This is a genomic window from Lutibacter maritimus, assembly GCF_900116115.1.
GTDB lineage: Bacteria > Bacteroidota > Bacteroidia > Flavobacteriales > Flavobacteriaceae > Lutibacter > Lutibacter maritimus.
Genome location: NZ_FOZP01000002.1, coordinates 145,130 through 159,447, shown reverse-complemented (window position 1 = coordinate 159,447; position 14,318 = coordinate 145,130). Strand labels below are relative to the sequence as shown.

Annotated in this window: 16 protein-coding genes; all 16 read right to left on the bottom strand. The window is 28.4% G+C overall.

Annotated elements, in window-relative coordinates; translation table 11 throughout:
- Window positions 1–2: 2 nt before the first annotated feature.
- Window positions 3–1,136: an ATP-binding protein gene (locus BM335_RS04100; protein WP_090223474.1), complete on the bottom strand. Its 1,134-nt coding sequence runs from the start codon at window positions 1,134–1,136 to the stop codon at window positions 3–5.
- 6 nt (window positions 1,137–1,142) lie between these two features.
- The gene (locus tag BM335_RS04095) at window positions 1,143–1,898 is read right to left on the bottom strand and encodes an SDR family NAD(P)-dependent oxidoreductase (RefSeq protein WP_090223473.1); all 756 of its coding nucleotides are present in this window, start codon (window positions 1,896–1,898) and stop codon (window positions 1,143–1,145) included.
- Between the two features lie 110 nt (window positions 1,899–2,008).
- Window positions 2,009–2,938: a hypothetical protein gene (locus tag BM335_RS04090; protein WP_090223472.1), complete on the bottom strand. Its 930-nt coding sequence runs from the start codon at window positions 2,936–2,938 to the stop codon at window positions 2,009–2,011.
- A gap of 104 nt (window positions 2,939–3,042) precedes the next feature.
- Complete coding sequence (locus BM335_RS04085) at window positions 3,043–3,510, bottom strand: hypothetical protein (RefSeq protein WP_090223471.1); 468 nt, start codon at window positions 3,508–3,510, stop codon at window positions 3,043–3,045.
- A 104-nt stretch (window positions 3,511–3,614) separates the two neighbouring features.
- The gene (gene atpG / locus BM335_RS04080; RefSeq protein ID WP_090224044.1) at window positions 3,615–4,475 is read right to left on the bottom strand and encodes an ATP synthase F1 subunit gamma; all 861 of its coding nucleotides are present in this window, start codon (window positions 4,473–4,475) and stop codon (window positions 3,615–3,617) included.
- A 97-nt stretch (window positions 4,476–4,572) separates the two neighbouring features.
- Window positions 4,573–6,150: a F0F1 ATP synthase subunit alpha gene (atpA, locus tag BM335_RS04075; protein WP_090223470.1), complete on the bottom strand. Its 1,578-nt coding sequence runs from the start codon at window positions 6,148–6,150 to the stop codon at window positions 4,573–4,575.
- 33 nt (window positions 6,151–6,183) lie between these two features.
- Window positions 6,184–6,741 carry an ATP synthase F1 subunit delta gene (atpH, locus tag BM335_RS04070; protein ID WP_090223469.1) on the bottom strand — a complete coding sequence of 186 codons (558 nt, stop codon included), beginning with the start codon at window positions 6,739–6,741 and terminating at the stop codon, window positions 6,184–6,186.
- An 11-nt stretch (window positions 6,742–6,752) separates the two neighbouring features.
- Window positions 6,753–7,250 (bottom strand): F0F1 ATP synthase subunit B, encoded by a 498-nt coding sequence (locus BM335_RS04065; RefSeq protein WP_090223468.1) that lies wholly within the window; start codon window positions 7,248–7,250, stop codon window positions 6,753–6,755.
- Between the two features lie 81 nt (window positions 7,251–7,331).
- Entirely contained in the window at window positions 7,332–7,523 is a 192-nt protein-coding gene (gene atpE, locus BM335_RS04060; protein WP_090223467.1) for an ATP synthase F0 subunit C, read from the bottom strand.
- Window positions 7,524–7,556: 33 nt separating this feature from the next.
- Window positions 7,557–8,654: a F0F1 ATP synthase subunit A gene (gene atpB, locus BM335_RS04055; RefSeq protein WP_090223466.1), complete on the bottom strand. Its 1,098-nt coding sequence runs from the start codon at window positions 8,652–8,654 to the stop codon at window positions 7,557–7,559.
- Window positions 8,655–8,779: 125 nt separating this feature from the next.
- Window positions 8,780–9,169: a hypothetical protein gene (locus BM335_RS04050; RefSeq protein WP_245780600.1), complete on the bottom strand. Its 390-nt coding sequence runs from the start codon at window positions 9,167–9,169 to the stop codon at window positions 8,780–8,782.
- Window positions 9,153–9,383 (bottom strand): AtpZ/AtpI family protein, encoded by a 231-nt coding sequence (locus BM335_RS04045; protein ID WP_090223465.1) that lies wholly within the window; start codon window positions 9,381–9,383, stop codon window positions 9,153–9,155. Before BM335_RS04045 ends, BM335_RS04050 begins: the two co-directional genes overlap by 17 nt.
- Window positions 9,352–9,750, bottom strand: a complete 399-nt coding sequence (locus BM335_RS04040; protein ID WP_177219150.1) for a bactofilin family protein — start codon at window positions 9,748–9,750, stop codon at window positions 9,352–9,354. Before BM335_RS04040 ends, BM335_RS04045 begins: the two co-directional genes overlap by 32 nt.
- A gap of 24 nt (window positions 9,751–9,774) precedes the next feature.
- Window positions 9,775–12,021 carry a type IX secretion system periplasmic lipoprotein PorW/SprE gene (porW, locus tag BM335_RS04035; protein WP_090223463.1) on the bottom strand — a complete coding sequence of 749 codons (2,247 nt, stop codon included), beginning with the start codon at window positions 12,019–12,021 and terminating at the stop codon, window positions 9,775–9,777.
- A 92-nt stretch (window positions 12,022–12,113) separates the two neighbouring features.
- The gene (locus BM335_RS04030; protein WP_090223462.1) at window positions 12,114–12,809 is read right to left on the bottom strand and encodes an ABC transporter ATP-binding protein; all 696 of its coding nucleotides are present in this window, start codon (window positions 12,807–12,809) and stop codon (window positions 12,114–12,116) included.
- A gap of 28 nt (window positions 12,810–12,837) precedes the next feature.
- The gene (locus BM335_RS04025; RefSeq protein WP_090223461.1) at window positions 12,838–14,316 is read right to left on the bottom strand and encodes a DUF5687 family protein; all 1,479 of its coding nucleotides are present in this window, start codon (window positions 14,314–14,316) and stop codon (window positions 12,838–12,840) included.
- Between the last annotated feature and the right edge of the window lie 2 nt (window positions 14,317–14,318).

Sequence of the window (14,318 nt, the reverse complement as noted above, 5' to 3'; positions counted from 1 at the left end):
TTTTAAAAATTCACTTTTCTTAAAACTCTCACAGCTTCTTTATATTTAATATAGCTAGTTTTATCGTCTAAGTTTTTTAAATATTGTTTAGATTCTTTTAATCGTAAATAGGCATTTGGAATTCCATTAAATACACAAATCATATAATTTGTAGGCATTTCTAACACATCTAATTGTTCACTTTCAGAAAGCGGTACATTCTTTTTTAATTTTTGAAGAATGGTATTACAATTATTAAAAATATGATGTAAAACAACTTTATCAAATTGTGGAGGTTTAAATAATAATTCAGTAACTATATCATGTTTTCCATTTTCTTTAAAATGAATGATGGTTTTTTCTAAAGGATAATAATCAAATACTTCTTTTATTCTTAAATACACATATTCAGTTATGATGAATGATTGTTTATTAAATTCAATTTTAACTTCATCTAATGCAGAATAAAATAACCGAACTTGTTCATTAATTAACTCAATATCAACTCTTGAGTAAAATATTTTATCCTTTATCACTTTTTTTTGACCAGCCCAACACAATACAAATTGCTCATTAAAAACTTTATATGTTGGATGATATTCTTCGTGTCTTTTAAAAAAATCAAAAACGCCATCTAAAGTTAATTCAATATTGCTGCTTGCATTTTTTTCTATGGCTTCAACAATTTCTTTATTTGTGTTTATCAATTCAAATTTTCCTAAAGTAGACATTGAATTACTTCCTCTCCTAAAAAATATTCGGCCTTTTACATATTTCCAAATACCCTTTTTAAGCGAGGTAACTTTGTTGTTGGATTGGATGGTAACCAATCCAACAACTTTATACCTTGGTAAACTTGGAAAATGTATATTTTCGTATTGAACTTTAGGTGGATTTGCTAAATAAGAGTTTATTAAATTTTGAATTTTACTATCATCAAAAAAATCAACACCTTCTATTTTATTATATTGATCTTCAACTCCAATAACGATATATGAATTATTTTCGGGATTAGAATTAGAAAGTGCACAAACGTGTTTTAAAAATTTAGCTTTTCCTTCTTTATTGTCTAATGAAAGTTGTTGCTTTTTATCATAAAAGCTATTTTCATCAGTATAGGTAAGCAGATTTTTAATTAAAAGACGTTTATTAATCATTTTAATTTAGACTCTATTTAAAATTGTGGCACTTGCTTGTGCGGTAGGATATACAATTAAATCTTCAATATTTACATGTGCTGGTCTGCTAATTACAAAATATATAATTTCAGCAATATCATTAGCTTGCAAAGCGTTAAAGCCTTTATAAACATTTGCAGCTTTTTCTTTATCACCTTTAAAACGGACTTCAGAAAATTCAGTTTCCACAGCTCCTGGATGGATTGCTGATACGCGAATATTGTATTTATTTAAATCTAATCGCATTGATTTGTTTAAAGCGTTTACAGCGTATTTTGAGGCGCAATATACGTTTCCGTTTGGATACACTTCTTTCCCTGCAATTGAACCAATATTAACTATAAATCCAGTGTTTTTTTCTATCATTTTAGGTAAAATGGCTTTTGAAACGTACAATAAGCCTTTTACATTAATATCTAACATGGCATCCCAATCATCAGTACTTCCATCTTGTATGGTACTTAAACCATGGGCATTTCCTGCATTATTTATTAAAATATCTATATTTTGAAATTCTTGAGGCAAACTTTTAATGGCATTAAAAACATCTTCCTTTTTGCTAACATCAAATTGTAGGGCAGTAACTTTCGTTAGCTTTTCTAATTGTTCTTTAATTTTTGCTAATCGTTCGGCTCTTCTGCCGCATAGCACTAATTGAATATTATTTTTTGCAAAAATTTCTGCGGTAGCTTTTCCAATTCCAGACGTTGCACCTGTAATAAATGCTGTTTTAAGTTTCATTTTTATAATTTTTTTATAGTATAAATATACAAAAAAACCGTTCCTAATCAGGGAACGGTTTTGAATGGATGGTTATTTTACTAACCAACCAAAAATCAACTAACCAAACTTTATTTTAAATTTCTTTTAATTTTTGTTTCTCTTTCTACTTTAGTTCGTTTTCTTCCATCATTACTTACAACATTTTCACTTTTATTTGCCAAAGCAGATTTTTTATACTGAATATATCCTCTTCCTGTAAATTCATAGGTTGTTCCAGAACCTAAATGATATAAACTTATTTTTCTATCGTTAATAACGCTCAATTCAAACTCTTCATTGCCCCAAGAATCATAATCTAATGTTAAAATTTTTAAATTGTTATATCCCTGAACGTTTGCAACAAAATAATCACCTACATAATCCCAATAAATATTTGCAATATTTGTGCCATTATTGTCTTGCGAACTATAAAATGTTGTTATATTTTCTGGTGTAAATGCTAAAAAATTTTCATTGTCAAATTCATTAATTGTTCCTGAATTACTTGTATATGTTTTTTCCCAAGCATCATATTCTTGTAAAAAATATTCAATGTTGTCATAAAATATTTGATTGTAATCAAAATTGTATTTTTGATATCCTTCTAAATAATAGGTTACTTTATTGTAATTATCTTTTAGTTTAATTCTGTCATTGGATACTTGAATTATATCAAAATCATAATATCCATCTATATTGTGGTCAATTTCTAAAAAACCATTTAATGTATTGTAATATCCTATTTGAATTCCATATCCATTTCCAGTAGAACCAATACCAACTAAATTATTATTAGCATATAACTTTCCATTTATAAATGATAATGTAAATGCTTTTGATAAAAACGGAACATCACCAGTTCCAGCGGTTTGGTTGTAATCTATATACCATAAATCGTAAGCGGTTACAACATCTTCTAAGTTTACATAATTATCATGGTAATCATCTTCAACAACAACACAAGCCGTAAATGAGATACTAATAATAAGTGAAATATAAAGTAATTTTAAAGTTCTCATAATCATTAATTTTTTGGGTTATGTATTTAGAAATTCAATTTCCGTGCCAAAAAATTATTATGGATATTTAAAATAGTGTAAAAAGCTTAAAAACAGCTTGTTATCTATTGTTTTTTTAGAATTATTTTTTTATAAAATTTGGTATTATTAAAGTTGTATGATACTACCGCTTCGTTTGCTTTCAATTGAAAAGGAATATTATTTACTATATTAGGTGCTTGATTCCCATATTCTTTTTTTGGATCATCACTTAGTATAAAATCGGGAGATTTGCTGGTAGTTGTACTACAAATAAATGGTTTATTATTGCCAATTAAATCCTGTTTTAATGCTGTTTGTTTGTTTCTAAAATAAAGACTGTCTAAAGTAATGGTCGGATTATCTATAAATACTTTAATAGTAAGACCTTTAATACCTGGTTGACCTCCAACCCAATTTGTATAATAAGCATTTACAACCGAAAAATGTTTAGTAGAACTTACAAGATTACTAGTTTGTGCTTTTGAACTTTTACAGCAAGAAAATGATAAAAGAATTAAAGCAATTATTGATAAAGGGATAATTTTTTTCATGATATGTTTTTTTCTACAAGAGCAAAGTACGTACCAAACTTAAATAAAAAGAGCTTATCCAATTGGATAAGCTCTTTTTTAATATTATTTTTTAAAAAATATATCTAATTATTTAGTGCCTCAGCTCCTCCTACAATTTCTAATATTTCATTTGTAATTGCAGCCTGACGTGCTTTGTTATACGTTAATTTTAAATCGTTACGTAATTCAGTTGCATTATCAGTTGCTTTGTGCATTGCTGTCATACGAGCGCCATGTTCGGCAGCGAAAGAATCTCTTATAGCTTTATATAATTGTGTTTTTAATGATTTTGGAATCAATTCTAACACAATTTCTGCTTTTGAAGGTTCAAAAATATAATCAGTGTTAACTTTAACTGTTCCTTTAACAGGTTCAATTGGTAAAAATTGTTCAATTGTAGTAATTTGAGTAGCTGCATTTTTAAAATGATTGTACACTAATTCTACTTTATCAAAACGACCTTCGGCAAACAAGCTCATTATTTTTTCGGCAATAATAGCCACATTATCAAAAGTTAAATCGTCAAAAATTTCATTATCTTTTTCAATAACTTTAAAAGATTTACTTAAAATATCAAAACCTTTTTTCCCAATTGTTAAAAGAGCTACTTCTTTTCCTTTAAAATTATCTTCAATATGTTTTGCGGTTGCTTTAATTACTGATGAATTAAAACCACCACATAAGCCTCTGTTTGAAGTAATTACAACAATTAATACTTTTGATACTTCTTTTTGTTGTGAATAAACTCCACCTACTTCACCTTCAAGTGATGCACTTAAACTTTGTAAAAGTTCCGTAAGTTTTTCGGCATACGGACGCATTTGTGTAATTGCATCTTGCGCTTTTTTCAATTTTGCAGCAGAAACCATTTTCATGGCACTTGTAATCTGCATTGTTGACCCAATGGATGCAATTCTGTTACGTATTTCTTTTAAGTTTGCCATTCTAATTTTATTTGTCATTCCGCACTTGATGCGGAATCTTTATAAATGAACTTCAAATCATGAGATTCCCACTTTTATGGGAATGACAGTTTATATTTTATGCGTATTTTGCTGAAACTTCTTTTGCAGCACTTGTTAATACATCAATAACTTCATCAGTTAATTTACCTGCTTTTAAAGTATCTAATGTATCTCTGTGTTTTGCATTTAAATATTCAATATAATCGCTTTCAAATTCTTTTACTTTTTCAACAGGAACAGTTCTTAGTAAGTTTTTAGATCCTGCATAAATAATTGCAATTTGATCTTCAACTTTAAATGGATCTGCCTGATTTTGTTTTAAAATCTCAACATTACGTTGTCCTTTTGAAATTACATTCATTGTAGCTGCATCTAAATCGGATCCAAACTTAGCGAAAGCTTCTAGCTCACGAAATTGTGCTTGATCTAATTTTAATGTACCTGCTACTTTTTTCATTGATTTAATTTGGGCATTACCACCAACACGAGAAACCGAAATACCAACATTAATTGCTGGTCTAACACCTGAATTAAATAAATCTCCATCTAAGAAAATTTGTCCATCTGTAATAGAAATTACGTTCGTTGGAATATATGCCGAAACGTCACCTGCTTGTGTTTCAATAATTGGTAAAGCTGTTAGTGAACCTCCACCTTTTATTTTTCCTTGAAGTGCATCTGGCACATCATTCATTTGCGCAGCAATAATATCATTATTAATAATTTTTGCAGCACGTTCTAATAAACGAGAGTGTAAGTAGAAAACGTCACCTGGATACGCCTCACGTCCTGGTGGACGACGTAATAATAATGAAATTTCACGGTATGCAACTGCTTGTTTAGATAAATCATCATATACAATTAATGCGGGACGACCAGTATCTCTAAAATATTCTCCAATTGCAGCACCTCCCATTGGAGCATAAACTTGCATTGCAGCTGGATCCGATGCGTTAGCAGCAATTATGGTAGTATATGCCATTGCTCCTTTTTCTTCTAATAGATTTGCAATATTAGCAACTGTAGATGCTTTTTGACCAATTGCAACATATATACAATATACAGGAACACCAGCATCGTAAAATTCTTTTTGATTGATAATAGTATCAATAGCAACAGTAGATTTACCTGTTTGACGGTCACCAATAATAAGTTCACGTTGACCTCTACCAATAGGAATCATAGCATCAACAGCTTTTAATCCTGTTTGTAATGGCTCAGTTACTGGTTCACGAAAAATAACACCTGGAGCTTTACGTTCTAATGGCATTTCAAAAGTTTCACCTTGTATTGGGCCTTTACCATCAATTGGAAAACCTAAAGTATTTACAACACGTCCAACAATTCCTTCTCCAACTTTAAGTGAAGCAATTCTTTCGGTTCTTTTTACTGTCGATCCTTCTTTTATAGATTTAGAATGACCTAATAATACAACACCAACGTTGTCTTCTTCAAGGTTCAATACAATTCCTTCTAATCCATCTTCAAATTCAACTAATTCACCGTATTGAACATTTGCTAAACCATATACACGAGCAATACCATCACCCACTTGTAATACAGTTCCTACTTCGTTTAAAGAAGCTGAACCTTCAAATCCTGCTAATTGTTGTTTTAAAATTGCTGATACTTCAGCTGGTTTTATTGATGCCATTTTTAATATTTTTTAAAACTAAAATCTATATTATTACAATTTTGCTAAATAACTTTCGTCTGCAAATTGTCTTTTTAATACTTGTAATTTATTTGCAACACTTGCATCATATTGTACATCGCCTACACGAAGAATAAATCCGCCAATAATATCTGGATTTACAATATTTTCAATAGTTGCTTCTTTTCCTGTAATTTCTTTAACTTTATTTAAAACCTGTTTGTTTAATTCATCGGTTAAAGGAATTGCGGTAGTAACTTTTGCAATTTCTATACCTTTTAATGAATCAAAAATAATTGTATATTTTTTTGCTACCTCATCTAAAATTGGCAATCTTTTATTGTCAATTAACAGGTCTATTAATTTTTGTGATAATGAGGATATTTTAGTTGCAAATACTTCTTTAAGCGCTACTTTTTTTAATTCAGTTTTAACAACTGGATTTGTAAGCAATAATTGCAAATCTTTACTTTCATTAATGGTGTTTGCAATTAGCAACATATCGTTATTTACTTCAACCTCTTTTTGTTGGTCAAGTGCAAAACTTAGTATTGCTTTTGCATATCTTATTGCTGCTCTAGATCCGCTCATTTTTTATTTACTTATAGAGTTACTTCTTTTAACATATCTTCAACAAGCTTTGTTTGTTTTGCTTTATCAGATAATTCTCCTCTCACAACTTTTTCAGCAATGCTTAATGATAATTCAGCAACTTGGTTTTTTATTTCAGCAATAGCTGCTTGTTTTTCTGCTTGAATTGTAGCTTGTGCTTGTTCAATTACTTTAGTAGCTTGTATTTTAGCTTCTTCTTTTGCATCAGCTATCATTCCTTCTTTCATTTCACGTGCTTCTTTTAATAAAATATCACGTTCAGCACGTGCTTCTTTTAAAATACGTTCATTATCTGCAGTAAGGTTTTGCATTTCTTTACGTGCGTTTTCAGCTTCGTCTAATGCGTTTTTTATTCCTTCTTCTCTTTCATTAACAGCATTTAATATTGGTTTCCAAGCAAACTTTTTTAATAAAAGTACTAGCCCAATAAATAAAATTAGTTGCCAAACAAATAATCCTAATGAAAACTGTTCTATAAGTTTTTCCATATTATATGTGTTGTTATTTTTTAATTAATAGTTATTAAACAACAACTACAACCAACCGTTGTAGTTGTTGTTTAAATTTTCTTAAGCTGCAAATAAAGCAGCAAATCCAATTCCTTCAATAAGCGCTGCTGCAATAAGCATTGCTGTTTGAATTTTTCCTGAAGCTTCAGGTTGACGAGCGATAGCTTCCATTGCTTGTCCACCAATTCTACCAATACCAATACCAGCACCGATAACGATTAAACCAGCTCCAATGTAATTTAGACCTTCCATAATATATATATTAATTAATTAAACATTCAATTTTTAATGATGATCGTGTTCTTCTACTGCTGAACCGAAGTACAATGCAGATAACATAGTGAAAATATATGCTTGTAGCGCTGCTACTAATAATTCTAATAAGGAAAGGGCAAATGCCAATCCGAATGATAATGGACTACCTATCCAGTTTTTGAAAATAAACATTAAACCTATTATACTCATTAATACAATATGACCCGCTGTAATGTTTGCATACAAACGTATCATTAATGAAAATGGTTTAATAAATGTTCCTAATAATTCAATTGGAGCTAAAATAATTTTCATTAAAGTTGGCACTCCTGGCATCCAAAATATATGTTTCCAATAATCTTTATTTCCTGAAAATGTTGTAATAAAGTAAGTCATTAACGCTAATGCTAATGTTACTGCAATGTTGTTTGTTACATTAACACCAAGTGGTGTTAAACCTAATAAGTTTATAATCCACACAAAGAAAAAGATAGTTAACAAGTAACTCATATATCTTTTGTAGTGTTTTTTTCCAATGTTTGGGATAGCTATATCATCTCTTATATATAAAATTATTGGCTCTAATAATCTTCCAAGACCTGTAGGAACAGCACTTTTTTTGTAATTTTTAGCCATTTTGCTAAACATAAATAACATTAATAAACCAACTAAAAATATAAAAACAACATTTTTAGTGATAGAAAAATCTAAAGGTTTTGCATTTGTTGGGTGATGTGCTTCATCATAGGAAATTGTTCCTTCTGCATCAGTCTTATAAATTTTATTATGATAAACTTTATAGTAATTGCCATTTACTTCAGCTACAGTTTCACCGTGATTGAATTTTGATGAAGAAAACACTTGTAAACCACCATCCCATAAAATTACTGGTAATGGCGCTCCAATATATTTATGCTCACCAGCATCATTTGTGTAAGAAAACAATGTAAAATCGTAAGAATCTAACAAGTGATGATTTATATATTCTTTAATTTCAGTTTTTATATCCTTTCCTGAATGAGCATCTTCAACAGGAGTCTCATTATGAGTATCATGCTGTGCTTTTACTGAAATTGTTACAGTTAAAAGTAGTAACGTAAGTAGTTTAACTATGTTATTTCTGTGCATATCACTTTATTAATAGTGGTTTTCTTAAAAGATTTTGCAAATGTACGGTTTTATATTAAAAACTAAAAAATATTTTTTTATGCTTTTTTCTTTTGCTAAATAATATAATAACAGACCTTTATACCTTATTTATTTAAGAGTTTTATAAGGTAAAAAGTTTCGAAAAATAGGCATCCTGCATAGGGTACTAAAAATGCAGTTGCTTCAAATGAATTTATTGTTCCGTCTTCTTTGTAAAATGGGTAGAAAAAAATGAAGTACGCAACAAATTTTAATAAACTACCTCCCATAAATATAAATCCTAAAATATCTAAATATTTTTTTTTGAGTTTATATAAAGCGATATAAATAACCATTGCCAATAAAAAATTTACGAGATAAGCTAAAATAATTCTATTGCCAAATAAGGGAGTTTGTATAAAAGAAAGTATTAAAATATGAGCGCCAAAAATAATTCCAATAATCAGAAACAGTTTAACTCCAAAACTAATAATTGCATTAATCATATTTGTCATTTATACTTTTTAGTTGCGCTATTACACTATAAATTGAAATAACCAATGACACAAGTGTAAGAATGATGGTGTAGGTTTTATGAGTAGTTTGGAAATAAATATCTAGTTTTTTTCCAAAATAGACGCCTAAATAAATAGTTAATCCCATTTGAAAAGCTACACCAGTTAATTGCAGGTATTTATTAAGCTGTTTTTTCTTTTTTTGCTTGTTCATTGTTTAATTCCTTAACAGAATTTTTCATAGTGCAAGTTGCATTAAATTCTGCACCAGGCTCAACAGCTAGTTTAGAAATAACTACGTTTCCTGTAATTAATGCTGTAGTTTTTAATGTTAATAAATTTGAAGCAAATAGTTCACCGGAAAAACTACCTTCTATATCTGCTTCGGCACATTCAATTTTGCCTTTAATTTTGCCAGAAGCGCCAACAACAACTTTTCCTTTTGTTTTTACTGTTCCTTCAACTTTTCCCTCAATTCTAAAGTCGCCTTCAGAAATGATATCACCAATAATTGTGGTATTTTTTCCTATTACATTTATTTCAGATACGATAGGTTCATTTTGTTTTTTTTTGGATAACATACTTATTATATTTTTGTGAGGTTATTAAATTTTTGTTTTAATGGTTTCAATTACTTCAAGGGCTTTTTTCCCTTCTTCGGTATTTGGGTAATTCATAGCAACAAAATTTAATGCTTCTTTAAAGGCTAAAATTCCTTCTTTTTTTCCAATTGCATAAGCTTTTAATAATTCAAATTTTGGTATAATTTGGTCTCCTTGAAACTTAATAATTGCTTCGTTAGATTTTTCAATTACAGCATCAAAATTTTCATCTTTATAATCATAAAATACAAGTGCATATTCATTTTCAGCTAAATTAGTATCATTTAAAACTGCTACATTGGTAGGGTTTAAAATAATTTTTGCAAAGCTAGAATTTGGAAAATTTGCAATAATATCGTTTTTAAATTCTTCTGATTTTTTATTATTTTCTTCAGAATATATTTTATACAAGTGATATTTAGCAGGAAGAGAAAATGATGGATCTGGATTAAAAGTTAATAGTTTTTCTAGTTTCTCTTTTGCTAAATCAATTTCTTTAAATTGTTCTTTATAAATAATGCCTAATTTAAAATACGCATTATCTCTATTTATTTTTAGGCTATCAATTGTTTGTTTGTTTGATGGAATTTGATTTAAATAATACGATAATTCTAATAATTCAGAATTATTTACAACAATAGTATTTTCCTGTTCTTGAGTCGAAAAACCAGGGAAATTCATTTTAGTTTTATTACTTAATCTCCAATTATCTTCTAAAAGTCGATCTCCCCAAATTTGCCTAAATTCTTGTTCGCCAAAGCCAACAGTTTGATTGTTATAAAAATACCAGTTTCCTTTTACCGGCTTAAAATTGTTTGCTTGAATAGTTGTATTTAAACCTGTATTTATATTTTTTTGAAGTTCTTCTTCGGCAGTTTTTAATTTTTCTATGTAATTGTTGAAAAAAGTAGTGCGCTCATCGTTGCTCATTGCAACTAAATTCAATATGCTGTCATTTCTTTTAGCAATGTCTTCATATAAAATTACTTCATCTAAATTGGATCTTTTTCTTTTCAATCTAAAAATTCGTTTTGATGAATCATCTTTTGTTATTTGAAGAATACTATCATAATAAGCAGCCGCTGAAACAAATTGAGCTTTTTCAAAATATAAATTTCCAATTGCTTCGTAGGTTAATTCTTTTTGAAAATTATTTTTTATACTTGATTGAAGTGATTTTTTATAATTAGTCAACGCACTTTCAGGATCATTTGATTCTTCAACTTTACCTATATGATAATATAACTCATCTAAATAATTTTTATTAAAACGATCTTTAGTTAGGTTTTTTAAAACCTCAATTGCTGTAGTTTTATCTTGATTAGATAAAACGTTTTTGGCTTTTTCAATTTCAGCATGAATTTTATATTTAAAAGGTGCTTTTTTAATTTTTAGCAACGTATTAAATGCATAATTTGAAGAATCTATTTTATTTTGATGTTTATAAAGTTGTCCTAAAATAAATAAATTGCGCGCAGTTTGTTCGGCATTTTTTGTTGATAACACAGGTTTTACAACTGTTTTTTTATTAGTTGTAAACATAGCTTTTGTAATTACTTTGTTTTTTGGAGTAATTTTTATGGCTTTGTTTAAATGATTGATAACTAGCTGTGTACTATCTAAATTAAAATACGCCATTGCTATAGCTGTATTTGCATTTTCAATAGTTTTTTGATTTAAGTTATCAGATTTTAAAAGTGTTTTTAAATTTTCAATTGCTTGTTCTTCGTTTCGTAAACGAATGTATGTTTTAGCTTGCCAAATTTTAGTTTCATTTATTAAGTTAGCTCTCGGATAATTTAAAATCACATAATTAAATGCTTCTAAAGCAGGTACAAATCTTTTTGAGTAGTAACGAGATTTTCCTAATAATAAATAAGCATCGTCAATTTGTTTATTGCGTTCTTGACGTGCAATAAGCATTGAGTGTTTTTGAACTGCTTTAACCGCTTTTTCTTCAGCTTTTTCAAATGCTTGTGGAGAACTATCTTCATCTCTTTTAGCGCCAGGAAGCGCTAACTCATCAACTTTTAAAGGTTCTATTGGTAAAATTTCCCAATAATTATCTTCGTAATTTGCAGTTAATTGTTCAAACCCTTGTTTAAAAGCTTCATTTCCATTATATAAAATATTGTATTTTGTATTGATGGAGTGAAAATTTCTATTTAAAAATGCGTCTTTTTTTGTTGAGCATCCAACAAGTAAAAACATGCCAATAAAAGCAACAATTATTTTTACAGAATTATTCAAATTAATATATTTTACTTATCCCTTAACTTATTAAATATCACATTTATTGTAAGTGGGTTGTAAAAATACAAAAATCTAAGTATTTAATTTGTTTACACAGAAAAATACGCTTCTAATTCTTTTAAAGTTTCTTCAGATGTTTTAATGTCTTTAACAATATTTCCTTTTTCTAACACAACAATACGTTCGCAAACTTCGGTAACGTGACCTAAATCGTGACTAGAAACCAATAAAGTTGTTTTACTATTTTTAGTTAAATCCTTCAATAATTTTTTTAATCTGATTTGTGTTGTTGGATCTAAATTTGCAAAAGGTTCATCTAAAATAACTACTTCAGGATTTCCAATTAATGCGGCAACAATTCCTGCTTTTTTCTGATTTCCTTTTGATAAATCTCTCAAATATTTTTTTCTACCAATTATTTCTTCATTAAAAATTTCAGAAAACTGATTTAAAAAAGTATCAATATCAGCTTTATTCATTCCGCGAAGCTCACCAATAAAATAAAAATATTCTTCAGGAGTTAAGTAGCCAATTAAAAAACTTTCATCAATAAAAGCAGCTGTAAATGGTTTCCAATCTTCACTTTTATTTACCTGAATTTCATTATTTATTACTTTTCCGGTTGTTGGTTTAATTAAATCTAACAATAAATTAAAATAAGTAGTTTTTCCTGCGCCATTGTTTCCAACCAAACCAAATGATTGTCCTTTTGGAATTTCTAATGATGGTATATTTAAAACGGTTACATCACCGTATTTTTTTGAAAGTTCTGTAGATTTTATCATTGTAATATATTTTTTGTCGAGTAGTTAATTAATTGTTTTGATCAAAAGCACTGATCATTTTATGTTTTGAAGTTAAATACCGTTTGGTAATAAAATTCATTAATTTTTGATGAAAAATAATTCCGATTCCACCTAAAACTATTAAAGTTATAATACCAGCTTCAAAATTGATAAATTTATAAGGAATGTAAAAAAACAAAATTGGAATTAGTAATAAAGGAAATCCAATAAGCCATTGTACAGCTCCTGTTCCTTGATAATTAAACGCTGCACGTTGTGTTAAATCTATTTTCTTTCTGTTAAAAGAACCTCCAAACAATAATACGTGTGAGTTTACGCCAATATTGTACACCATTGCCGCAAAATGAATTGCTAAAATTTTCCATCCAAAATATACGTAAGGAATACTTAATACAAACATTATAACTGCACTTATAGTCATTAATGAATATTTTGAATTTAAATATTGTTTGTATTTAATATTTTGACTCATTAATAACTTGTAATAGCCGCTGTCCCAAGCTGGAATGAATTGACCAAAATTGATCATAAAAATTCCGGTTACAAATATTCCAACAAAAACAAACATTGCTGGCATATTTTGATAGGTTGGATTTGGGTAAAAAATTAATCCGTACAACAACCCAATTACTAAAATAAAAATGGTTGATCTCGGACGTTTATTTCTCCATAATAATTTTAAATCTAGTTGTAAAAAAGGAGCAATATCTCCAAATCTACGAGTCCAAGCTAAATCGGTAGTTGTTGCAACTGCGGCTTTTGCTTTTAAAGAACCATCTACATATAATTTTTTCTTTAGTTCTAAATAATTAAAAGCATACAAACCAACTAAAATTGCTAATGGAATTAAAATTAACAATGGGTTTGAAATAATACTGTTAACAGCGTTTCCTAATAAACTTGAAATTGAAATAATTTCAAAATAATTTAAAGCAAACAAGCCTGATGCAATGGCGATAATTGGTAAAAAGGATAGTTCAGTTTCGGCAGATTTGGCTTCAATAATAAAATTTAAAAAATTGATTATTAATGTAAAAATGTACATTAATAACATCCAAATTAATGCTGTTGTTGTGCTATAATCTTCAAAAATTAAAATGACACCAAACGGAATGATGGCAAAAAGTGGTAAAAAATTAAAAAATGAAATAGCAGATTTTCCTAAAACATAATTTAAAATGGAACTTCTTTTTATTGGAAGCGTTAACAACGGTTTAATATTTACTACTGGTAATTTTTGTAAGAAAAATCGCATGACTAAATCGCCTAAAAACCAGTAAAATAAAAATCCGTTTACTAAAATTAACGGATCAGATTCTGGAAATTGCTTTTTTAATAACGGATAAATACTTATTCCTAAAATTAAAAAAGTAAGCATAAAATACAAGGCTAAAAAGCCCATTAAAATATTTAAAGCAATACTTTTTTGCCAATATGATGAACGAAAAAATTGTTTCCACTCAAAATTTAAAAAATGTTTAATCATAC